The sequence below is a fragment of the Bradyrhizobium sp. genome, from assembly GCF_030646015.1.
GTDB lineage: Bacteria > Pseudomonadota > Alphaproteobacteria > Rhizobiales > Xanthobacteraceae > Bradyrhizobium.
Genome location: NZ_JAUSLT010000035.1, coordinates 36,191 through 58,512 on the forward strand (window position 1 = coordinate 36,191; position 22,322 = coordinate 58,512).

At 63.7% G+C, this 22,322-nt stretch carries 22 protein-coding genes; 8 read left to right on the plus strand and 14 right to left on the minus strand.

Going from position 1 to position 22,322, the window contains the following annotated elements:
- Nucleotides 1-180: 180 nt before the first annotated feature.
- From Q7T45_RS04415 to Q7T45_RS04450, 8 genes are all read right to left on the minus strand, one after another.
- A complete protein-coding gene (locus tag Q7T45_RS04415) occupies nt 181-1,221 on the minus strand; it encodes an amino acid ABC transporter substrate-binding protein (protein ID WP_304868095.1) in 1,041 nt (346 codons plus the stop codon).
- A gap of 56 nt (nt 1,222-1,277) precedes the next feature.
- Nucleotides 1,278-1,871, minus strand: a complete 594-nt coding sequence (locus Q7T45_RS04420) for a L,D-transpeptidase (RefSeq protein WP_304868097.1) — start codon at nt 1,869-1,871, stop codon at nt 1,278-1,280.
- Nucleotides 1,872-2,087: 216 nt separating this feature from the next.
- Nucleotides 2,088-2,219, minus strand: a complete 132-nt coding sequence (locus Q7T45_RS04425) for a DUF2474 domain-containing protein (RefSeq protein WP_304868099.1) — start codon at nt 2,217-2,219, stop codon at nt 2,088-2,090.
- Entirely contained in the window at nt 2,216-3,229 is a 1,014-nt protein-coding gene (gene cydB, locus Q7T45_RS04430) for a cytochrome d ubiquinol oxidase subunit II (protein ID WP_304868101.1), read from the minus strand. Before cydB ends, Q7T45_RS04425 begins: the two co-directional genes overlap by 4 nt.
- The gene (locus tag Q7T45_RS04435; RefSeq protein ID WP_304868103.1) at nt 3,226-4,632 is read right to left on the minus strand and encodes a cytochrome ubiquinol oxidase subunit I; all 1,407 of its coding nucleotides are present in this window, start codon (nt 4,630-4,632) and stop codon (nt 3,226-3,228) included. Before Q7T45_RS04435 ends, cydB begins: the two co-directional genes overlap by 4 nt.
- A gap of 129 nt (nt 4,633-4,761) precedes the next feature.
- Nucleotides 4,762-5,328, minus strand: a complete 567-nt coding sequence (locus Q7T45_RS04440; RefSeq protein ID WP_304868105.1) for a thioredoxin family protein — start codon at nt 5,326-5,328, stop codon at nt 4,762-4,764.
- A gap of 30 nt (nt 5,329-5,358) precedes the next feature.
- Complete coding sequence (locus Q7T45_RS04445; protein ID WP_304868107.1) at nt 5,359-6,072, minus strand: cytochrome c biogenesis CcdA family protein; 714 nt, start codon at nt 6,070-6,072, stop codon at nt 5,359-5,361.
- A gap of 274 nt (nt 6,073-6,346) precedes the next feature.
- Entirely contained in the window at nt 6,347-6,547 is a 201-nt protein-coding gene (locus tag Q7T45_RS04450; RefSeq protein WP_304868109.1) for a hypothetical protein, read from the minus strand.
- Here Q7T45_RS04450 and Q7T45_RS04455 point away from each other — a divergent pair.
- A complete protein-coding gene (locus tag Q7T45_RS04455; RefSeq protein WP_304868111.1) occupies nt 6,546-6,716 on the plus strand; it encodes a hypothetical protein in 171 nt (56 codons plus the stop codon). The two genes, Q7T45_RS04450 and Q7T45_RS04455, sit on opposite strands and share 2 nt — an antisense overlap.
- Before the next feature lie 7 nt (nt 6,717-6,723).
- Here Q7T45_RS04455 and Q7T45_RS04460 read toward each other — a convergent pair whose 3' ends face one another.
- From Q7T45_RS04460 to Q7T45_RS04475, 4 genes are all read right to left on the minus strand, one after another.
- Entirely contained in the window at nt 6,724-7,335 is a 612-nt protein-coding gene (locus tag Q7T45_RS04460) for a sigma-70 family RNA polymerase sigma factor (RefSeq protein ID WP_304739315.1), read from the minus strand.
- A gap of 508 nt (nt 7,336-7,843) precedes the next feature.
- Nucleotides 7,844-8,587 carry a response regulator gene (locus tag Q7T45_RS04465; protein WP_304868114.1) on the minus strand — a complete coding sequence of 248 codons (744 nt, stop codon included), beginning with the start codon at nt 8,585-8,587 and terminating at the stop codon, nt 7,844-7,846.
- Nucleotides 8,584-10,332 carry a DUF3369 domain-containing protein gene (locus Q7T45_RS04470; RefSeq protein WP_304868116.1) on the minus strand — a complete coding sequence of 583 codons (1,749 nt, stop codon included), beginning with the start codon at nt 10,330-10,332 and terminating at the stop codon, nt 8,584-8,586. Before Q7T45_RS04470 ends, Q7T45_RS04465 begins: the two co-directional genes overlap by 4 nt.
- Nucleotides 10,302-12,359 (minus strand): ATP-binding protein, encoded by a 2,058-nt coding sequence (locus Q7T45_RS04475; RefSeq protein WP_304868117.1) that lies wholly within the window; start codon nt 12,357-12,359, stop codon nt 10,302-10,304. The genes Q7T45_RS04470 and Q7T45_RS04475 overlap by 31 nt, the downstream gene beginning before the upstream one ends.
- 578 nt (nt 12,360-12,937) lie before the next feature.
- On the opposite strand from Q7T45_RS04475, the gene ugpB reads away from it, so the two are divergent.
- Nucleotides 12,938-14,266 (plus strand): sn-glycerol-3-phosphate ABC transporter substrate-binding protein UgpB, encoded by a 1,329-nt coding sequence (gene ugpB / locus Q7T45_RS04480; RefSeq protein WP_304868119.1) that lies wholly within the window; start codon nt 12,938-12,940, stop codon nt 14,264-14,266.
- Nucleotides 14,267-14,278: 12 nt separating this feature from the next.
- A complete protein-coding gene (locus tag Q7T45_RS04485; protein WP_304868121.1) occupies nt 14,279-15,229 on the plus strand; it encodes a phosphotransferase in 951 nt (316 codons plus the stop codon).
- Nucleotides 15,230-15,258: 29 nt separating this feature from the next.
- On the opposite strand, the gene Q7T45_RS04490 is transcribed toward Q7T45_RS04485, so the two are convergent.
- Both Q7T45_RS04490 and Q7T45_RS04495 read right to left on the minus strand, forming a co-directional pair.
- Nucleotides 15,259-15,438 carry a rubredoxin gene (locus tag Q7T45_RS04490; RefSeq protein WP_304868123.1) on the minus strand — a complete coding sequence of 60 codons (180 nt, stop codon included), beginning with the start codon at nt 15,436-15,438 and terminating at the stop codon, nt 15,259-15,261.
- Between the two features lie 47 nt (nt 15,439-15,485).
- Complete coding sequence (locus Q7T45_RS04495; protein WP_304868125.1) at nt 15,486-16,103, minus strand: flavin reductase family protein; 618 nt, start codon at nt 16,101-16,103, stop codon at nt 15,486-15,488.
- A gap of 386 nt (nt 16,104-16,489) precedes the next feature.
- Between Q7T45_RS04495 and Q7T45_RS04500 the strand changes: the two genes are divergently transcribed.
- The 5 genes from Q7T45_RS04500 (at nt 16,490) to Q7T45_RS04520 (ending at nt 22,315) form a co-directional block, all read left to right on the plus strand.
- The gene (locus tag Q7T45_RS04500) at nt 16,490-18,109 is read left to right on the plus strand and encodes an ABC transporter substrate-binding protein (RefSeq protein ID WP_304868127.1); all 1,620 of its coding nucleotides are present in this window, start codon (nt 16,490-16,492) and stop codon (nt 18,107-18,109) included.
- Nucleotides 18,110-18,221: 112 nt separating this feature from the next.
- Nucleotides 18,222-19,235: an ABC transporter permease gene (locus Q7T45_RS04505; protein ID WP_304868129.1), complete on the plus strand. Its 1,014-nt coding sequence runs from the start codon at nt 18,222-18,224 to the stop codon at nt 19,233-19,235.
- Nucleotides 19,232-20,131 (plus strand): ABC transporter permease, encoded by a 900-nt coding sequence (locus Q7T45_RS04510; RefSeq protein WP_304739290.1) that lies wholly within the window; start codon nt 19,232-19,234, stop codon nt 20,129-20,131. The genes Q7T45_RS04505 and Q7T45_RS04510 overlap by 4 nt, the downstream gene beginning before the upstream one ends.
- Nucleotides 20,132-20,319: 188 nt before the next feature.
- The gene (locus tag Q7T45_RS04515; RefSeq protein ID WP_304868132.1) at nt 20,320-22,116 is read left to right on the plus strand and encodes an ABC transporter ATP-binding protein; all 1,797 of its coding nucleotides are present in this window, start codon (nt 20,320-20,322) and stop codon (nt 22,114-22,116) included.
- A 16-nt stretch (nt 22,117-22,132) separates the two neighbouring features.
- Nucleotides 22,133-22,315 carry a DUF4089 domain-containing protein gene (locus Q7T45_RS04520; protein WP_304868135.1) on the plus strand — a complete coding sequence of 61 codons (183 nt, stop codon included), beginning with the start codon at nt 22,133-22,135 and terminating at the stop codon, nt 22,313-22,315.
- The last annotated feature ends 7 nt before the right edge of the window (nt 22,316-22,322 follow it).

Genomic DNA, 22,322 nt, shown 5'->3' on the forward strand with positions numbered 1-22,322 from the left:
GCAATGACGTTGAGACGGTTTCGCATCCCCACAACTGTCATCGCCCGGCTTGACCGGGCGACCCAGTACGCCGCGGCGTCTCGGCCCTATTACTGACGTCTCTGGAATACTGGGTCGCCCGCTTTCGCGGGCGATGACGAGCTTGGGGGATGGCGCCGCCGGTGGCTCCGTCCCGCAAATCTACCGGATCGGTGGCGCGTACTGAATTCCGCCCGCGTTCCAAAGCTGGTTCAGTCCGCGCGGAATCTTGAGTTTCGAATCCTCGCCGACATTGCGATCGTAGATCTCGCCGTAATTGCCGACATGGCGGATGATACGCGCGGCCCAGTCCTTGGGCAGTCCGAGATCTTCGCCGTAGGCGCCTTCGGTGCCGACCAGCCGCATCACGTCGGGCTTCTTCGACTTCAGCGCCTCATCGATGTTCTTGGAGGTGATGCCGAGTTCCTCGGCATTGATCATCGCATACAGCGTCCATTTCACGATCATCATCCAGTCGTCGTCGCGCTGCCGCACCACCGGCGCCAGCGGCTCCTTGGAGATGACGTCCGGCAGGATGACGTGGTCGCCTGGCTTTGCGAGGTTCAGCCGCAGCGCGTAGAGCTGGGAAATGTCGGCGGTGAAGGTGTCGCACTGGCCGGAGCTGTAGGCCTTGAAGACGTCGTCGAATTTATCGAACTTTACTTCCGTGTATTTCATGTTGTTGGTGCGGAAATAGTCGGCGAGGTTGAGCTGCGTCGTGGTTCCGCCCTGCACGCAGACCTTGCTGCCGTCGAGTTCCAGGCCGGAGTCGATCTTGCGTGCCGCCGGCAGCATGAAGCCGCCGCCGTCATAATACGCGACGGCCGGGAAATAGAGGGCGAAGTTGGTCTCGCGCGACATGCTCCAGGTCGAATTGCGTGACAGGATATCCACCTTGCGGCTCTGCAGCTCCTTGAAGCGCTCATTGGCGTCGAGCGGAACGAATTTTATCTTTTTCGGATCGTTGAAGATGGCGGCGGCCACCGCCCGGCAGAAGTCGACGTCGAAGCCGGCCCAGTTGCCCTTGTCGTCCGGCATCGAGAAGCCGGGGAGGCTGGCATTGACGCCGCACAGCACTTCGCCGCGCCTTTCCGTGCGTTTCAGGGTCTTGGTGTCGTAGCGTTCGTAGGTAATGGCCGCGGCCGCGATCGCGATTGCGACCGCCAATCCAATCAGCAGGCCGCCTCGAAATGTGCGAAACATTTTTTCTCTCACCAATGTCAGGAAAATGGGACGGCCGCGGAAATGAGCCGCTCGAATTACAGTTCCGGCTTCTGTCGAATGATGACCTTGGTGCCGACCGGGACGCGCTCATAGAGGTCGGCGACGTCGGCGTTGACCAGCCGGAAGCAGCCGGACGAAACCGCGGTGCCGATCGTATCCGGCCGGTTGGTGCCGTGGATGCGGTAGACCGTGGTGCCGAGATACATCGCACGCGCCCCGAGCGGATTGCCGGGTCCGCCGGCCATGAAGCGCGGCAGATAGGGCTGGCGCTGGATCATCTCCGGCGGCGGCGTCCAGTCCGGCCACTCCGCCTTGCGCGTGATGTTGACCAGGCCCTGCCACTGGAATCCATCGCGGCCGACGCCGATGCCATAGCGCAGCGCGCGGCCGCCGCCCTGGACCAGAAAGAGATGGCGATCCTTGGTTGAAATGATGATGGTGCCCGGCGGCTCGGAGGTGCGGTACAGCACCGCTGTCTTCCTGAACTGCGGATCAAGTTCCACGCTGTCATCGGCAATCAGGCCGGGCTGGTCGCCGACATCGGGCTTTTGCGCAAAACTCTGCGAGGCTGAAAACATCAGTCCGGCTGTCGCGGCGATCGTCCAGATCAGGTGGCGAAATTTGGTCATTCGGAGTTCTCCCGGTGGCGCCTTCGCCAAATCATGGAACCATCAAATCTCAGTGGCAACTTGATGGCAAGTTTGGGGCAGGCACACCCCATATGCTTGGGGGATCGAGATTTTCCGCGGGGAAAACCTCAGTGTCACCAACCGCTTGGTTACTGTGCATGGGGTTGTTTTCGATGTTTTTGGGTTTGTCTCGGGCCGAGGCCCGGCCGAAACCCCTTATTTCGGAGCAATCCACAGCCGCAGTCCGTAGGACAGGAGAGTGACGGCGCCGACCCCGCCGAGCCAGAGCGCCGCGAACCACAGCAGGCGCCGCGTCAGCGGCCGCGGATTTGGCTCTGGCGGGTTCAATGATAGCCGCTCCCGGCCTTTACCTTGCCGCGGAAGACATAATAGGCCCAGCCGGTGTAGCCGAGAATCAAGGGTATCAGCACGGCGACGCCGAACAGCATGAAGATCTGGCTGTTCTCCGGCGAAGCCGCCTGCCAGATGGTGATGCTCTGCGGCACGATATAGGGCCACATGCTGATGCCGAGCCCGGCATAGGACAGCGCGAACAACGTCAGCGTCAGGAAGAACGGCTGATAATCCCGTTTCCTGGCGAGGCTGCGCAGCAGCAGCGCGGTGACAACAGCGACCGCGATCGGCACCGGCGCCGTCAGGATGATGCCCGGCCAGGAAAACCAGCGCTGGGTATACTGGATGTGCAGGAACGGCGTGGCGATGCTGACCGCGCCGATGGCGCCGATCATCGCGAACAACAGAAACCAGCTGAGATGATAGGCCTTGTCGCGCAGTGGGCCCTCGGTCTTCATGACCAGCCAGGTCGCGCCCAATAGCGCGTAGCCGATCACCACCGCGATGCCGGTCAGGATGCTGAACGGCGTCAGCCAGTCCCACCAGCCGCCGGCATAATGCCGCGCCTCGACATGGACGCCCTGCAGGATGGCGCCGAGGGCTACGCCCTGCGCCAGCGCCGCCAGCAGCGATCCGGCGAAGAACGGGATATCCCAGCGATTGCGGCCGCCCGGCGTGGTCCGCCAGCGAAATTCGAAGGCGACGCCGCGAAACACCAGGCCGATCAGCATCGCAATCATCGGCGTGTACAGCGCCGGCATCAGCACCGCATAGGCCAGCGGAAACGCCGCCATCAGGCCGCCGCCGCCGAGCACCAGCCAGGTTTCGTTGCCGTCCCACACCGGTGCGACGCTGTTCATGATGACGTCGCGATCGGATTTTTTGGGAAACAGCGGAAACAGAATGCCGAGGCCGAGGTCGAACCCGTCCATGACAATATAGACGAAGACGGCGAAGGCGATGATGAACGCCCAGACGGTGGCGATGTCGATCGCGGCGGTCATGACGCGGCCCCCCGCGTGGCGCCTGCGGCCGGCGTGATGCCGGCGGCGCGCGCCGGCGTGTCGCCCTTCGGTCCCTGTTCGCCGTGATGCGGTGGCGCCGCCATCATTCGGAGCATGTAGACCACGCCGGCGCCGAACACCGCGAAATAGACGATGATGAAGGCGATCAGCGACGAGGCCACCGCGGGCGCGGCCAGCGGCGAGGCGGAATCAACCGTTCGCAACAGCCCGTACACCGTGAACGGCTGACGCCCGGTCTCGGTGGTGATCCAGCCCGCCAGTACGGCGATAAAGCCGGACGGCGCCATCATCAATGCGAAGGTGAGCATCAACCGCGAATGATAGAGCGTGCCGCGCCAGCGCGCCCATAGGCTGAAGAGGCCGAGCCCCAGCATCAACAAGCCCATGCCGACCATGATCCGGAACGACCAGAAGGTGATGGCCACCGGCGGCCAGTTTTCGCGCGGCACGGTGTCGAGGCCGGCCATCGGCGCGTCCAGCGAATGTTTCAGGACCAGCGAACCGAGTTTCGGGACTTCGATCGCGTATTTCACCTTGCCGGCGGCCTGGTCCGGCCAACCGAACAGGATCAGCGGCGCGCCGTGCGGGTGGCTATCGAAATGGCCTTCCATCGCCATGATCTTCACCGGCTGGTGTTCCAGCGTGTTGAGGCCGTGCTGGTCACCGGCAAAAATCTGGATCGGCGCCACCAGCGTGGCCATCCACATTGCCATCGAAAACATGACGCGAGGTCCCGCCAGATGCGGGTCGCGCAGCAAATGAAACGCGCCGACCGCGCCGACCACCAGCGCGGTGGTCAGATACGCGGCCAGCACCATGTGCACCAGGCGATAGGGAAATGACGGATTGAAAATCACCTTGAACCAGTCGGCGGCGATGAACTGGCCGTCGGCATTGATGGCGTAGCCGGCCGGCGTCTGCATCCAGGAATTGGCCGACAGGATCCAGAACGCCGAGATCAGGGTGCCGACGGCGACCATCAGGGTGGCGAGGAAATGCAGGCGGTGGCCGACCCGCTCCAGGCCGAACAGCATGACGCCGAGAAACCCCGCCTCGAGGAAGAAGGCGGTCAGCACCTCGTAGGCCATCAGGGGGCCGATCACCGGGCCGGTCTTGTCAGAAAACGCCGACCAGTTGGTGCCGAACTGGTAGGACATCACGATGCCCGAGACCACGCCCATGCCGAACGCGACGGCAAAAATCTTCAGCCAGTAATTGAACAGGTTGATGAAGACCTCGCGCCCGGTCCACAGCCAGAGCGCCTCCAGCACCGCGAGATAGCTGGCCAGCCCGATCGAGAAGGCGGGGAACACGATGTGAAACGACATCGTGAAGGCGAACTGCGCCCGCGCCAGTACTACAGCATCCCAGCCCTCGAACATCGGCACCATCCGTCAAGGTTGGATCGTGCGTTTCGAATACCACGCAATGCGCGCGAGGGATATCGTGAAGGACCGAATGGCAGGTTCCCGCGCGGCGCCCTTGTATGGCGCCGCGTTCTGCAGGCTCGCTCAGCTGTTCGCATTCAGCAGCCGCGCGACGGTGCGGTCGATCTGCTCGTACTGGCCTTCGCCGGCGTGCTGGAACACGATCTTGCCGTTCTGGTCGATGATGTACTGCGCCGGCCAATACTGGTTGCGCCAGGCGTTCCAGGTCTTCGAATCATTGTCCTGCGCCACCGGATAGGTGATGCCGTGCCGCTTCAGCGCGCTCTGCACGTTGGCGGCCGATCGCTCGAACGGGAATTCCGGGGTGTGGACGCCGACCACGACGAGGCCGCGGTCTTTGTATTTCTCATTGAGCGCGACCACGTGCGGCAGCGCGTTGATGCAGTTGACGCAGCCATAGGTCCAGAAATTGACCAGCACCACCTTGCCGCGCAGGTCGGCGACCTTGAGCGGTGCGGAATTGAACCATTTGCCGATGCCGGTGAAGTCGGGGGCGGCACCCTGCACCGCTGCGACTGCGAAGGGAGCGGTGGTATCGCGCGCGGCATCGCCGGCAATGCCGAGACTGGCGGCGCCGATCAGGCCAAGGGCAAACACGGAAGCGGTGGCTGCGAGGAAACGTTTTGTCATGGAAAACTCCATTCGGGGTGGATCTTTGGGTTAGAGACCGAGCTGGCCGCTCGGATAAAATCCGGTCAGCCACGCCACGATCAGCGTGTCGTATTGAAACCAGGAGGCGACTGCGAAGGCGATCACGACGGCGCCGAACCCCTGCTGCAATTTTGGCGAGATTGCCGCGACGCTGCGGACGCGGGTGGTAACGGCCTGGCCGCCATAGGCGATCGCCAGCATCGGGATCGCGGCGCCGACGGCGTAGACCACCAGCAGGACACCAGCCCATGCGGTGTCGGTGGAAGTCGCGATCACGGTCAGGATCGAGCCCAGCACCGGACCGGCGCAGGGCGTCCAGACCAGGCCGAGCGTGGTGCCCAGCACGAAACCGCCGAGATTGCCTTCGCGATTGCCTTGGCTCGCCGCGGCGTTGCCGGCCGGACCTGACCCGATCAGCCCGTTGAGCCGGACCGACAGCCATTCGAACGGCGCGGGCCAGACCATCAACAGCCCGAAGCCGAGCAGCAGCACGGTCGCGGCGGTACGCAGGCTGTTGGGATCGAAGTCGAAAATGCGGGTGATCGCGCTCAGCGCCAGCGCGGTGGCGGAAAACGACAGGACAAAGCCTGCCGCGATCATCGCCGGGCGTACCTTGCCGGTCTGGCCGACCGAAGCGCCGAGCAGGATCGGCAGCATCGGCAGCGTGCAGGGCGCCGCGATGGTGACGATTCCGGCGAGCAGGGCGAGAACGAGGTTGAGCATCGAAATGGGATCCCATGAACGATCCCGCCATTGGCCTTGCGACCGTACGGGGGTTGTCATGGTTCTTCGGGATGCCGGGCCAAGGCGTTACGTCGGGGGCGCACCGGCAGCGTCACGTGTTTGTGAGAAAATCGGCGTACTCGATCCCGGCGCCGTCAGCGCCCCCCAAAAACAGAGCGACCCGGAGGGGGGCATCCCATCCGGGTCGTTGGAGGTCACTTGGAAGGTTAAAGACTTGGAAGGTTAGAAGACTTGGTAGGCTAGAAACCTGAATTCAGCGGGTGGTCTCGCTGTCGTAGGAGATCACGCAGACCTCCGAGGGATTCTTGTTGCTGCAATCGACCACCTGCTCGCGGACGAACGTCGTTCCGGTGTCGCGCTGGGCGCGGGGGGCAGTGTTCTGGGCGGACAGCGAGGCCAGGGTGCAGACCGCGCCGAGCGGGATAATGAAGAAGCGGAAGGAAGGCTTCAGCATGTTCGTTCTCCTGTTCGGCGTTGGCGTTGCGTTGGTGATGATGGGTATAGGGGCTGAGTTTTTCCGGGTGATGTCGTGGATTGTTTCAATTGTTTCGTCGGAAGTAATCTCTTTCGCCGCCAAAACGTCCGTTTTCCACCCTTGGCGCCCTGTCAACCAGTTGAAATAACTCGATTTTATGCCGCGAGGCTGTCGACGCCGGCGCCCTTAAGCAAGTCTGCAAGCTGTTTGCGGGCATAGAACATCCGGGTCTTCACCGTGCTCTGGGGAATGCCGATGATGGCGCCGGCCTCTTCCACCGACTTCTCATGGTAGTAGACGAGGTTGATGATCTCCCGATGCGCCGGCGACAGCTTGGCGACGCAGGCCCGCAGGATCGCCGAGGTATTGCTGCGGTCCAGCGAGGCTTCCGGGGTGTCGGCCTGGTCGGCGATTTCGAGCACGTCTTCCTGGTCGATGTCCTCGTGGCGGCGCTGGCGCAGCGCGGTCAGCGCCTTGAAGCGGGCGATCGACAACAGCCAGGTGGAGACCTGCGAACGGCCCTCGAACTGGGCGGCGGTGCGCCACACGTCGAGGAAAACCTGGCTGACGAGGTCTTCGGCCATGGTGGTGTCCCGCACGATGCGCAGGATGAAGCGGTAAACCCGGACGTTGTGTCGGGAGTAGAGGATATGCATCGCGGTCCGGCCGCCATCGGAGATGCTCTGCAGCAGCATTTCATCCGAGGTCGCCTGGGCGGCAATGATGCCTTGGCGGGCTGCGGCGTTGATGGCTACGACGTTCTGCATGACACGCTCCTGGTATTCGCCATTGGCGGCGTTTCGTTGGAGCGGAGTGATAGTTAACCCCGGTTTCGGGACGTCTGCACGCCAACGGGAAAATGGTTTCATGCGCAAAAGAATTGTTTCGTCGCGCGGTCAGCGACGAAACATTCGAGGGGGAAATGTGAACGATTTCACAAAGTTGGCCGCGAGGGGCATCGCAGGTTGGGGGTGGGGAACGATTCGCGTTCTGGTGCGTATGGAGGCTCTTGCGGGGCGCGATAGCCGATATCACGCAGCTGTCGTCCCGGCCTCCGCGCCGGGACCCATAAACACAGGGCGTCGTGTTGCGCGAACTGGAGCGGCAGTCCCTTCCTTACCTCGCCCCGCTTGCGGGGAGAGGTCGGTTTCGCGCTAAGCGCGAAACCGGGTGAGGGGGACTCACCGCGCCGTCGGTGCTCGTTGAAAGAAAGAGCCCCTCACCCCAACCCTCTCCCCGCAAGAGCGGGGCGAGGGAGTCGCTAACTACGCGGCATTACGCCTTCTCGCCGACCGGCGAAAACAAATAGCCGCCGCCGCGGATGGTGCGGATCACCGCCGGCTTGGTCGGGTCGATCTCGATCTTTCTGCGGATTCGCATGATGCGCAGGTCCACCGCGCGGTCGAACGCCTCGGCATCGCGCGCGTTGGCCAGCTCCAGCAGCCGCTCGCGCGACAGCACCCGCTTTGGATTGGCCGCGAACACCTTCAACAGGCCGAATTCGGAAGCGGTCAGCGGATGCTCGTTGCCCTCGTCGTCGCGCAGCGCCTGCGCCTCGAGATCGAGCCATTTGGTGCCGAACCGCACCAGCTGGTCCTTCGCCTTGGCGCTGGTGGCCTCGGGTGCTGCAGCCGGCGCCCTGGCCGGCGCGGAGCGCCGCAGCACCGAGCGGATCCGCGCCATCAATTCACGCAGCTCGCAGGGTTTGGCGATGTAGTCGTCGGCGCCGAGCTCCAGCCCCACGACGCGGTCGATCGGGCTCGCGGTCGCGGTCAGCATGATGACCGGGACATTGGTGCGGCCCTTGAGGTCGCGGATGATGGAAAGTCCGTCTTCCTCGGGCATGTTGAGATCGAGCACCACGAGATCCGGCACCGAGACCTCGATCGCCTCGCGCAGCGTCTTGCCGCCGTCGCACAGCGTGACGCCGAAGCCGTGCATCTTGAGGTATTCGCCGACCATCTCGCGGGCCGGCGCTTCGTCGTCGACGATGATGATGTGTTGCTGGGTCTGGCTCATGACATTTCAGTCGCAGGCAGTATGACGGTGAAGGTCGACCCCCGTCCGGGCCCGGCGCTGTCGGCGGTCACCTCGCCGCCATGCATGTCGATGATGCGCTTGACGATGGACAGGCCGAGGCCGGTCGAGCTTTCGCCGGCGGTGGGTTTGGCCGACAGCCGCTGGAAACGGCCGAACAGCCGGCCGAGATCTTCCGGCGAGAGACCCGCGCCCTCGTCGGCGATGCGGATGATGGTGCTGTCCTGCTCATGGGTGACCACGACCGTGATCCTGCCGCCGATTGGTGAGTATTTGATGGCGTTGCTGACCAGATTGTCGATCGCCTCGCGCATCCGGTCGGTATCGCACATCGTGACGATATTCGGCGGCGCCGACACGGAGATGGTCTGCTGCTTGTTGACCGCCAGCGGCTGGTTGGCGTCGGCGACCTCGCTGACCAAAGCGGCGATATCGACCGGTTCGCGCCGGATCGAGATGTCGAAGGCATCGGCCATCGCGTCCGAAATCAGGTGGTCGACCATCGAGGTCAGGCGCTTGGTGGCGTCGCGGATGTGTTCGACCTGGGCGGTGATGCTCTCCTTCGAGGAGCCGGCGCCGATCAGTTCGGTCAGCATTTCGGTGCGGCCGAGGATGACGCCCAGCGGATTCTTCAGGTCGTGGGCGACGGTGCCGAGAATTTCGTTCTTGAAGCCGTTGGCGCGCTGCAGCCGCATCCATTGCGACGACAGCCGGCGGTTGGCCTGCATCAGCGCGCGGGTGCGCTGGGCGACGCGGTCCTCAAGCTGGGTGTTGGCCTCGTGCAGCTGCTGGTAGAGGATCACGTTGTCGAAGGCGATCGACAGCCGGCTGGAGAAAATCTCGACCAGCGCGCGGTCGGTCTCCGACAGCGGGCGTTCCGCCTGCAGCAGCACCACGACCTCGCGGCCGCTGCCGGTGCGCAGATAGAGCACGCTGCGGTGGTCGGCAAATTCGTTCTTGCGGCGGTGGAAGGCCGCTTCCACCATCTGCCGCAGGTCCGGATCGAGCGATTTCGATCCGGTGGTGCCGATGAAGCGGCTGTAGCAGCCGGAGCCCGCGAGCACCGAGAAGTCGTTGCCGGCGCTGCTGCCGTCGTCGCGCAGCACCAGGATGCCGGCGCAATCGACATTGAGCAGCGAGGCGAGCTGGGTCAGCACGCCCTCGGCGAGCCGCTGCATCGACTTGAAGTCGTACAGCGTGGAGGCGGCATCGATGATGATTTCCAGCCCGCGCCTGGTTTGCACCATGCGCTCGAGCTGCTGATAGCTGCGCAAGGCCGCGGTCAGCGAGGTGAACAGCTTGTCGGCGGTCAGCTCGGTCTTCGCCTTGTAGTCGTTGATGTCGTACTGGACGATGACGCGCCGCTCCGGCGCCTGGCCGGGCTGCCCGGTGCGCAGGATGATGCGGACGGTCTCGTTCTTGATCTCGTTGCGGATATATTCGACGAGGTCGAGGCCGGCGGCGTCGGTTTCCATGATGACGTCGAGCAGCACGGCGGCGATATCGGGGTGCGCCTGCATCAGCTTGCGGCCCTCGGCCGCCGAATAGGCCGACAGGATCTCCAGGGTCTGGCCGTTGAGATTGTAGTCGCTCAGCGCAAACCGCGTGCCTTCATGCACGGCCTGATCGTCGTCGATGACGGCGACTTTCCATTTGCGCGCGGTCGAGGCTACCGGAGCGGTTCCGGAATCGTCGATCAGGTGGAGGACATCGTCCTGTTCGGCCATTGCGGAATCCCGTCGCTTGCTTGTTCTGTGGTCGCGGAACCGCCCTTGGCGGCCCGCGGCATAATAATGCGAAATGTGGTGCCTTGTCCCAGTCTTGAATCCAGCATCATCCGGCCTCCGAGCTGCTGGGTAACCAGATTATAAACGATATGCAGGCCCAATCCGGTGCCGCCCTCGTTGCGCCGGGTGGTAAAGAACGGGTCGAACGCCTGCCGCTGCACGTCCGGCGTCATTCCGGCCCCGTTATCGGCGAAAATGATTTCGACATCGTCACTGCCGCGCGGCCGCGCCGAAATCGAGATGGCGCCGCTTCGGCCGTCGGCAAAGGCGTGATTGGCCGCATTGAGGAACAGATTGGTCAGAATCTGGCCGTACGAGCCCGGATAGCCGTCGATCACCAGGCCTTCGGGCACGTCGACCGACAGCGTGATCGGAGAACGCTTCAGTACCGGCCGCAGGCTCGCGATGATCTGGTCGGTCGCCTCCGACAGGCTGAACTGGCGGCGTTCGGCATGCGAGCGGTCCACCGCGACCTGCTTGAAGGACTGGATCAGTTCGCCGGCGCGATGCAGGTTCGCCACCAGCTGCCCGGCGGCGTCGCGGGACGAGCGGACGAATTCCTCCAGTTGCGACTTGCGCAGCTGCCCCTCGGACTTCAGCTCGGCCTCGAACATTTCGGCGCGGCGCGCGAAACTGGACGCCACCGTCAGGCTGATGCCGATCGGATTATTGACCTCATGGGCGACGCCGGCGACCAGGCCGCCGAGCGCCGCCAGCCGTTCGGCGTCGATCAGGTTCTGCTGGGCGGCGTTGAGTTCGAGCAGGGCGCCCTCGGCCTTTTCCTTCGAGGTGCGCAGTTCGTCCTCGGTCTCGCGCTTGGCGATGGCGTTTTCGCGAAACACCTCGACCGCGCGCGCCATCGCGCCGACCTCGTCCTTGGCATTGGTGCCCTGCACGCGCCGGTCGTAATCGCCGGTCGTGATGGCGTGCATCGACGCCATGATCTGCTGCAGCGGCAGCCGGATCGAGAGCGCGATGATGACGCCGGCGGTCAGGATGATGCCGAGAAAGATCACGGCGATCGACAGCACCTTGCGGGAAATGCTGGTCAGCGTGCGGTCGAAAGTGGCCTGCGCCTTCTGCTCGCGCTGGCGCATCTTGACCGACAGATTGTCGATCGCGCCGATCGCTTCGGCCTGGCTGGCGTCGATGGTGTTGCGCAAGAGCTCGGTCCGGCTCGCCAGTTGCTCCGACAGCTTGGCAAAGCCCTCGCGTAGCGCGGATGTCCTGGCCTGCAGCCGCTGCAGCGCCATGCGCTGCAGGTCGTTTTCGGCCAGTTCGGACATCTCCGGGATGGTTTTTTCGATGGTCTCGGTATTCCTGCGGGCGTCCTCGGCGGACGCCGTTGCCAGCGACAGATAATAGGCGTTGGCGGCGACCAGCATCGCGGTGAACGCCTCGCGGGATTTGCCCAGCGACGGCCAGATCAGGGCCTCGCGGCGCCCGGTGGCGCCTTCGATGATCGAATACAGTCCGGCCATGTCCTTGGCGGGAGCCAGCACCTGGTCCTGATAGGTCTTGGTAATCGTGGCCTGGACCGCGCGCAGCTCGCCGAAGCCGTTGAGGAATTTATCGGTGACGCGCTCGAGTTCAGCGACCGACCCCGACAGCATCGGGTCGGTCGACGCGCGCGTGGTCAGCGTGCCCAGCACCGCCTCGCGCAAGAGCAGGATCTCCGCGAACAGTTCCGGGCTCGGCTGAGTGATGTAGCGATGGATCAGGTTCTGCAGCCGGCTGGTTTCGCTTTCCAGCAGCGCCAGGATCTTGTCGGATTCGCGGACCTGCCGCACGTCGTCCCAGGCCGAACCGAGCACCTGGGCGCCGTTCCAGATCATGCCGGCAAGTACAACGACCACGGCCGAATTCAGCGCGGCGATCGACAGGATGCGCCAGCGGATCGGCACCGCGCGGACCAGCCCGACGACCCGGGCACGGCCGCGCGCGGCGAGACCCGCCGGCCGTTCCATGCGTTCGTCTTGCCGCGGCAATGCCAAGGCTAATTCACTCCACCTTGCGAATTCGTTCGATCAGCCGCGCCATCATGACATCGCGCGGCATTTTTTGCGTCGATTCGAGCCATGGCGGCTCTTGCAGATGTTCTATGGTGCGAAACGGGGGCGGTATCGGTCAACATGGTGGCCGACACGCAGGTCCCGGTCAGGGCTACAGCGACATTGCTGCGCTTGAGGTCTTCGCCCGTTGTACCGGCGGCGCGAAATTCCCGCGCCGCGGCACTCGTCGAGACCGCCGTCAGCGACAGCGCGACAACGAGTGTTACGGTCCGCGAAAGGCCGGCGCGGCTGTACACAGGCAAAACTCATCCCCTTATGATGATGTCGACGGTGGGCAGGAAAGGTTCAACCCATTTAGCAGATGCCGCCTTCCGATAGCTATCCTGCCAGCGCCACGCGGGGCGTCAATGGTGCGCTGCGCTCAACCTTTTGCGGATTGAAACCGCTGGCTCAGGGCCTTATTGAGGGCCTTCACGTTGAGGGCCTTCACGCGCGAGAGCGGCGTTTCGGCCGCCACAGATTAGATTGGTTGTATGGTGAATTCGGCTCTGAGATTTCTGCAGCTCGCGGCCGTTGCCGCAATGGTCACACTGGCGTCTCCGGCATGGGCGGTCACCGAGATCATGTGGTGGCACGCGATGTCGGGCGAACTCGGCCGGCAGCTGGAGAAGCTGGCGTCTGATTTCAACACATCGCAATCCGAATACCGGATCGTGCCGAGCTACAAGGGAAACTACACCGAAACCGTCACCGCGGCGATCTTCGCATTTCGCTCGCGCAGCCAGCCCACCATCGTTCAGGTCAACGAAATCGCGACCGCGACCATGATGGCGGCGAAGGGCGCGATCTATCCGGTGTATGAGCTGATGCGAAACGAGACCGAGGCGTTCTCGCCGGCCGCCTATCTTCCTGCGGTGACCGGCTACTATGCCGACGTCGCCGGCAACATGCTGTCGTTCCCGTTCAACGCCTCGACGCCGATCCTCTACTACAACAAGGATCTGTTCCGCGCCGCCGGCCTCGATCCCGAAGTGCCGCCGAAGACCTGGCCCGAGGTCGGCGCGGCCGCGAAAAAACTGCGGGGGTCCGGCGCGGTTTGCGGCTTGACCACCTCCTGGCCGTCATGGATCAACGTCGAGAATTTTTCCGCATTCCACAATCTGCCGATTTCCACCATGGCCAATGGCTTCGGCGGTCTCAATGCCGAACTCAATTTCAACAATCCGGTGATGGTGCGCCATGTCGCGCAACTGACGGAATGGCAGGCCACCAAGGTGTTCGATTACAGCGGCCGGGCGCAAACCGCGGAGCCGCGCTTTCAAAAGGGCGAATGCGGCATCTTCCTGGGGAGTTCGGCGACGCGCGCGGACATCAAGGCCAATTCGAAATTCGAGGTCGGCTACGGCATGCTGCCGTACTGGCCCGACGTCGCAGGCGCGCCGCAAAACACCATCATCGGCGGCGCCACTTTGTGGGTGCTGCGGGACCGGCCGCGTGTCGAATACAAGGGCGTGGCGAAATTCTTCGCCTATCTGTCGAAGCCGGAGGTTCAGGCCGCCTGGCACCAGAACACTGGCTATCTGCCGGTGACTCGGGCGGCGTTCGACCTGACCCGCGCGCAGGGTTTTTACGATCGCAATCCGGGTGCGGCGATCTCGATCGAGCAGATGACCTTGAAGCCGCCGACCGAAAATTCGCGCGGCGTCCGGCTCGGCTCCTTCGTCCTGGTCCGCGGCGTGATCGAAGACGAGCTGGAGCAGGCCTTCAGCGGCAAGAAGTCCGCGCAGGAAGCGCTGGATTCCGCCGTCGAGCGCGGCAACCGGCTGCTGCGCCAGTTCGAGCGGGCAAATCCGGACCGGTAGTTGTGATATCAGATGCATTCACTGCCAAGTCTCTCGAATTTCGAAAGCTTCGAGACATGGCGCGCCGATGCGTCGCAGTGTCTGCCGGCGGCGCTCGATATCGCGCAAAGTCACGGATTGCCGCATGCGGACGCGCATGTCTTTGCGACCGGGACCAATCTCGTGGTCGGGCTCGATGAGCATCTGATCCTGAAGCTGTTTCCGCCATCGTTGCGCGGCCAGTTCGAGTCGGAGCGGATTTCGCTGGCGCAGCTGCGTGGGCGGCTCAGCGTCCCGATTCCGGAGATCGTGCTCGAAGGCGAGCGCGACCGATGGCCGTATCTCGTTATCACGCGGCTGCCCGGAGTGGTGGGCAGCGAGGCATGGCAGGTTCTGCCGGAGGACCAGAAGGAGCGTGTGCTGGCTCAGATCGGCGAGACCATCGCACAGGTGCAGCGCGCGCCGGTCGGCGACCTCGCCGGGATCGAACCAGGCTGGTCGCAGTTCATGGCCCGGCAAATCGCGGGGTGCCGGACGAGGCATGAGCGCCTCGGATTGTCGCACAAATTTCTCGATGGGTTCGACGATCTGCTTGCCGACGCCGAGGCGCTGACGGCGCTGGACGCGCCGCCGGTCATCCTGACCGGGGAATACATCCCGGAGAATTTCTTGCTGAGTTGCGACAACGGAGACTGGCGGCTTTCGGGGCTGATCGACTTCGGCGACGTGATGACGGGAAGGGCCGAATACGACCTGCTCGGCCCCAGCGCCTTCATGACCGCCGGGATGCCGGGTCGCGTCCGCAGTCTGTTCAGCGGATTCGGCTATTCCAGCGCGGAGATCGATTTCACATTAAAGCGCCGGTTGATGGTGCTGATGCTGCTGCACCGCTTCAGCGATCCCGTCAGACACATCTGCATCGAGGGCTGGCAACACAAAGCCGGCGACCTCGTCCAGTTACAGGAATTGCTCTGGCCGAATTGACCGGCATGGCACCGGTCCGCGCTATCGAACTACAGCTCGACCATATCAAAATCGCTCTTGGCGGTGCCGCACTCCGGACAGACCCAGTCGTCCGGAACGTCGGCCCATCGCGTGCCGGGTGTGAGGCCTTCGTCCGGATCGCCCACGGCTTCGTCGTAGATGTAGCCGCAGGTCCGGCATTGCCATGATTTGTAGGGCTCGGCGTTCATCTGGATCGTCCTTTCTGCGATGCGGGAATTTTCCCCGCGAGGCGTCGTTATGCAGCAGGCACGACCGGGGCGGGCGGGAACACCATCCGGTCGTCGGTCCGGCAATAGCGGTCGGCGAACATGCGACCGATCGGATGATAGCGGTCCATGTGGACGCGCATGGCGTCGCGATCCCACAATTCGTCGCGGATGTGGAAATTGATGCCTTCGCCCATGATGAGCTGGCGGTCGCCGTTCACATCGATGGTTTTCCAGGTCTTGCATTCCATCGACCATGGCGCGTCGGCAAGCCGCGGCACCGCGATTTTGGTCGAGGGCGAAAGCTTCAGTCCGAGATAGCCGGGCTCGCCGATCTCGGGCGGAAAGTCGCCGCTGGAATCGTGCATCGCCCGCGCCAGCGGCTCATCGGTCATGTGGACGACGAATTCCCCTGATCGCTGGATGTTGACCACCGTGTCCTTGACGCGGCCGTCGGGCCGCAAATTGGCGGCGAACATGCACAGCGGCGGATCCTCGCAGAACACGTTGAAGAAGCTGAACGGCGCGGCGTTGACCACGCCGGTGGGGCCGATGGTCGTGACCCAGGCAATCGGCCGCGGCAACACGAAGGCCGTCAGTACCTTGTAGCGTTCGCGAGGTCCGAGTTCGTCGGGCGTGTATTGCATGGTGCATTCCCAGTTTTGACCGGATCTCCGGCGCGCCACCTTGTCGCAAAAACGGACGCGGTTCGAGATGGCACCGTCGATGAGCGGCAGTAAGCGAAGATGCGGGACTTTCGCCTTTTGCCGACGCCTTGGCGATGTTCCGCGGCTTGGCCTACCGCCCTGCGCCCAACAAACGAGCCAGACAAGAATATTGCATAATTTTTGAGCAGTTATCTCTCTTTGTATGCAATGCTGGGCTCAGCCGGGGAGACGACGCCCAAGCCAACTTCGGCTATTCGACAATTGAATCATGGTCTTAGCGCCACATTAGCCTTCCATTAAGATTTGGCACAAACCTTGCGATGCCGGTTCCACAGCCGATCTCGTCCGTAGCTTTGGAGCATCACATGAAGCGTCGCGATTTTCTGAAATCCGTCACCGGGGTAGCGGCAGGCGCCATGGTGCCGGCGCCGGCGATCTGGTCCGCCGCCAAGGCCCAGGCCCGCTCCGAGACGCTGCTGATCGTATCGGAAAGCGGTCCCAACAACCTCGACATCCATGGCGTCGGCACCAACGTGCCCGGTTACGAGGTTTCGTGGAATTGTTACGACCGGCTGATCACCCACGAAATGAAGACCGGCCCCGGCGGCGTGGCTTACTACGACCGCGACAAGTTCAAGCCCGAACTCGCCGAAGACATGAAGGTCGGCGACATGTCGGTGACCTTCAAGCTGAAGAAGAACGCCAAATTTCACGACGGCGCGCCGGTCACGGCGAAGGACGTCAAATGGTCGCTCGACCGCGCGGTTAGCGTCGGCGGCTTCCCGACCTTCCAGATGGGCGCCGGCTCGCTGACCAAGCCCGAGCAGTTCGTGGTGGTCGACGACAGCACGGTGCGGATCGACTTCGCCAAGAAGGACCGCCTGACGATTCCCGATCTCGCCGTGATCGTGCCCTGCGTGATCAATTCCGAACTGGTGAAGAAGAACGCCAGCGAGAAGGATCCCTGGGGTCTCGAATATACCAAGCAGCAGACCGCGGGCTCCGGCGCCTACAAGGTGACGAAATGGACCGCCGGGACCGAAGTGATCATGGAGCGCAATGACGACTGGGTCGGCGGCCCGATGCCCAAGGTCAAACGCGTGATCTGGCGCATGGTGCCGCAGGCCGGCAACCGCCGCGCGCTGCTGGAGCGCGGCGACGCCGATATCTCCTACGATCTGCCCAACAAGGATTTCGTCGAGCTGAAGGATAGCGGCAAGCTCAACATCGTGTCGGTGCCGTATTCCAACGGCGTCCAGTACATCGGCATGAACGTCAAGATCCCGCCGTTCGACAATCCGAAGGTGCGCGAGGCGGTCGCCTGCGCGATCCCCTACCAGAAGATCATGGATGTGGTGCTGTTCGGCCTCGCCAAGCCGATGTTCGGCGCGGCGGCCAACGCGCCGACCGAGGTGGCGTGGCCGCAGCCGACCAAATTCGTCACCAATATCGAGAAGGCCAGGGCGCTGCTGGCCGAGGCCGGCTTTCCCAACGGTTTCGAGACCACGCTGTCGTTCGATCTCGGCTTCGCCGGCGTCAACGAGCCGCTCTGTATCCTGGTGCAGGAAAGCCTCGGGCAAATCGGTATCAAGACCACGATCAACAAGATCCCGGGCGCCAACTGGCGTACCGAGCTGAACAAGAAGGCGCTGCCGCTCTACACCAACGTGTTCTCCGGCTGGCTCGACTACCCCGAGTACTTCTTCATCTGGTGCTACGACGGCAAGAATTCGATCTTCAATACCATGAGTTACCAGTCGAAGGAGATGGACGCCTTCATCCATGGCGCCGTCGATGCCGCCGCGATCGGCGACAAGGCGGTTTACGAGAAGGACGTGAAAGGCTTCGTCGACCTGGCGTTCAAGGACATTCCCCGCATTCCGCTCTACCAGCCCTATGTCAACGTCGCGATGCAGAAGAATGTCTCGGGCTACCAGTACTGGTTCCACCGAAGGCTGGATTACCGCGCCCTGGTGAAGGCGTAAGTGGCGAGTGGCGAGTAGCGAATAGGGGGTAGCGAAGAGTGAGAGAGAGCAGCGACGGTTTTCCATTCGCCATTCGCTATTCGCCATCCGCGCACTCCGCGAGTGCCATGCCATGCTGACCATGATCGGCAAACGGCTGATGTTCGCGATCCCGAGTCTGATCGGGGTCGTGATCGTCACGTTCCTGCTGACCCGCGCGCGGCCCGGCGATCCCGCGGCGTATTTCGCCGGCCCGGCCGCAACCAAGGAGGCGGTCGAGCAGATCCGCAAGAAACTCGGGCTCGACAAGCCGCTGATCGAGCAGTTCTTTCGCTACACCGCCGATCTGGCGCGCGGCGATTTCGGCAATTCGCTCACCACCGGCCAGCCGGTCGCGACCGAAATCAAGAACCGCCTGCCGGCCTCTGCCGAACTGACATTGCTCGGTCTCGTGGTGTCGATCGTGATCGCAATTCCGCTCGGCGTGCTCGCGGCGACAAGGCCGGGCTCGTGGATCGACCATCTCTGCCGGGTGACGACGACGGCCGGCGTGTCGCTGCCGGTGTTCTTCACCGGCCTCGTGCTGGTCTATGTGTTCTATTTCAGGCTGGGGTGGTCGCCGGCGCCGCTGGGCCGGCTCGACGTGTTCTACAGCGCGCCGCCGGCGGTGACCGGCTTCTATCTGATCGATGCCATCATCGCGCGCGATTTCGAAACGTTTCGTTCGGCGCTGAGCCAGTTGATCCTGCCGGCGGCGACGCTGGCGGTCTTCTCGCTGGCGCCGATCGCGCGCATGACGCGGGCCTCGATGCTGGCGGTGCTGTCGTCGGATTTCGTGCGCACCGCGCGCGCCAGCGGGCTGTCGCCGGGCACCGTCATCGTCACCTACGCCTTCCGCAACGCCATGCTGCCGGTCATCACCACGCTCAGCATGGTGTTCTCGTTCCTGCTCGGCGCCAACGTGCTGGTGGAGAAGGTGTTCGCCTGGCCCGGCATCGGCTCCTACGCGGTGGAAGCCCTGATCTCGTCGGACTTCGCGCCGGTGCAGGGTTTTGTCCTCACCATGGCGGTGATGTACGTGCTGCTCAACCTGTTGATCGACATTCTCTATGGCGTCATTGATCCGCGAGTGAGGTTGGAAGGATGAGCAGCGTAGCCCCCGCCGTCGAACCCGCTGTCCCCGCGCGCACTTCGGGTCTCGCCTCGATCTTCGAGCACACCCGCTATGTTCTCGGCGAGAACCGCGTTACCGCGTTCGCGTTCGGCCTTCTGGTCGTCATCCTATTCGCGGCGCTGTTCGGCCCCTACGTCGTGCCCTACGATCCCCTGGCGTCGAATACCGCGTCGGCGCTGAAACCGCCGTCGGCGGCGCACTGGTTCGGCACCGACCAGTTGGGCCGCGATATTTTCAGCCGCGTCATCGTAGCGACACGGCTCGACGTCTTTATCGCGGTCGCGTCGGTAGCGCTGGTGTTCCTGATGGGCGGCCTTGCCGGCATTGCCGGGGGCTATTTCGGCGGCTGGACCGACCGCATCGTCGGCCGCATCGCCGATACCATCATGGCGTTCCCGCTGTTCGTGCTGGCGATGGGCATCGTCGCCGCGCTCGGCAACACCGTGCAGAACATCATCATCGCCACCGCGATCGTGAATTTTCCACTCTACGCCCGTGTCGCCCGCGCCGAGGCCAATGTGCGGCGCGACGCCGGTTTTGTCCAGGCGGCGCGGTTGTCGGGCAACGGTGAGTTCCGGATCCTGCTGGTGCACATTCTGCCGAACATCATGCCGATCATGATCGTGCAGATGTCGCTGACCATGGGCTACGCCATTCTCAACGCTGCCGGGCTCTCGTTCATCGGCCTCGGGGTGCGGCCGCCGACCGCCGAATGGGGCATCATGGTCGCGGAGGGCGCGGGCTTCATGGTCTCGGGCGAATGGTGGATCGCGCTGTTTCCGGGCCTCGCTTTGATGATCGCGGTGTTCTGCTTCAACCTGCTCGGCGATGGCCTGCGCGACATCGTCGATCCGCAGCGCCGGACATGAGCATGGGTTGCGTACTTGAACGCGGTATCTCTCTTACCTCGCCCCGCTTGCGGGGAGAGGTCGACGCGCGCAGCGCGTCGGGTGAGGGGGAGTATCCGCGAGTCGCGCTCGCCGAGAGAGCCCCTCACCCCAACCCTCTCCCCGTAAGAACGGGGCGAGGGGGCGCACCGTTCGTGTGGAGACACTAGATGACCGCGCAGCCGCTGCTCGACGTCAACGACCTCACCGTCGAATTCGCCACCCGCCGCGGCATCGTCAAAGCCGTGCAGCACGTCAATATCACCGTGGCCAAAGGCGAAACGCTCGGCATCGTCGGCGAATCCGGCTCCGGCAAGTCCGTCACCTCCTATGCGGTGATGCGGATCCTCGACCGCGCCGGCAAGATCGCCGAGGGCTCGGTGATGTTCTCCGGCATCGACGTCAAGAACGCGACCGAAGACCAGATGCGCGATCTGCGCGGCCGCGAAATCTCGATGATCTTCCAGAACCCGCGCGCCGCGCTCAACCCGATCCGCAAGGTCGGCGACCAGATCGAGGACGTGCTGCGCCAGCACGTCCAGGCCGCCGCCAGCGACCGCGGCGAGAAGGCGATCGAAGCGCTGGAGGCGGTCAAGATCGCCCGGCCGCGCGAACGCTACCACGCCTATCCGTTCGAACTGTCCGGCGGCATGTGCCAGCGCGTGGTGATCGCGCTGGCGCTGGCCTGCAATCCGCAACTGCTGATCGCGGACGAGCCGACCACCGGTCTCGACGTCACCACGCAGAAGGCGGTGATGGACCTGATCGTCGAGCTGACCCGAAGCCGGGGCATGTCGACCATCCTGATCACCCATGATCTGGGACTGGCCGCCGCCTATTGCGACCGCGTGGTGGTGATGGAAAAGGGCCACGTGGTCGAGACCGCGCTTTCGGCCGATATCTTTGCCAATCCCCAGCACGCCTACACCAAGAAATTGATGCGCGCGACGCCGCGGGTCGGCGTGTCGCTGCGCGATCTGCTACCGGAGGAGGAAGCGGCGAAGCTGGCGCCGATCTCAAGCGCGGCGGGTGAGGGGGACTCTCCCAGCACCGCGCTCGCTGAGGGTCCCCCTCACCCCAGCCCTCTCCCCGCGAGCGGGGAGAGGGAGAAGAACGCCGCCGCTTCCTCACAGCCCCTTCTCCTCGTCGAAAAACTCGTCAAGGAATACCCGCGCCAGGGCGCCACGGCGACGCTGGCAAAACTGTTCTCGCGCAAGCCCCCGGTCGAGCTCGACCTGTTCCGCGCGGTCGACGGCATCAGCTTTTCCGTCGGCCATGGCGAGAGCGTCGGGCTGGTCGGCGAATCCGGCTGCGGCAAGTCCACCACGTCGATGATGGTGATGCGGCTGCTGGACCAGACCTCGGGCCGCATTCAGTTCGACGGCGACGAGATCGGCGCGATCCTGCCCAACGCGTTTGCGCGGCTGCCGCTGCGCAAGAGCATCCAGATGGTGTTCCAGGATCCGACCGACAGCCTCAATCCGCGCTTCACCGCGGCGCGCGCCATCGTCGATCCGATCATGCAGCTCGGCGACATCAAGGGACGCGACGCGCTGCGCGCCCGCTGCGAGGAGCTGGCCGGCATGGTCGGCCTGCCGGTCAACCTGCTGGATCGCTTTCCGCATCAATTGTCGGGCGGCCAGAAGGCCCGTGTCGGCATCGCGCGCGCCATCGCGCTGCACCCGAAACTGGTGATCCTCGACGAGCCGACCGCGGCGCTCGATGTCTCGGTGCAGGCGGTGGTGCTGAACCTGCTGCAGGACCTGAAAGCGTCGATGGGGATGAGCTATCTGTTCGTGTCGCATGATCTGAATGTGGTGCGACTATTGTGCGACCGCGTCATCGTGATGCGTTCGGGGCGTATCGTCGAGCAGGGCACGGCGGAAAGCGTCTTGGGCAATCCCCAGGATGCCTATACAAAGGAATTGCTGACGGCGATTCCACATCCGCCGCTGCCGGTTCACTGACGCGACGGGGAGAAATATGGCCGCTGATCCGCTTGACGACTATATCGACGCTGTCGGCAAAGCCCTGGCGCTGCCGATCGAGGACGCATGGAGGCCGGCGGTGAAGGCCAATCTCGAAGTATCGCTGCGGTTGGCGCGGCTGGTCGATGAATTCCCGCTGCCTGATGAAACCGAGCCGGCCAGTGTCTTCGCAGCCTGATATCGCC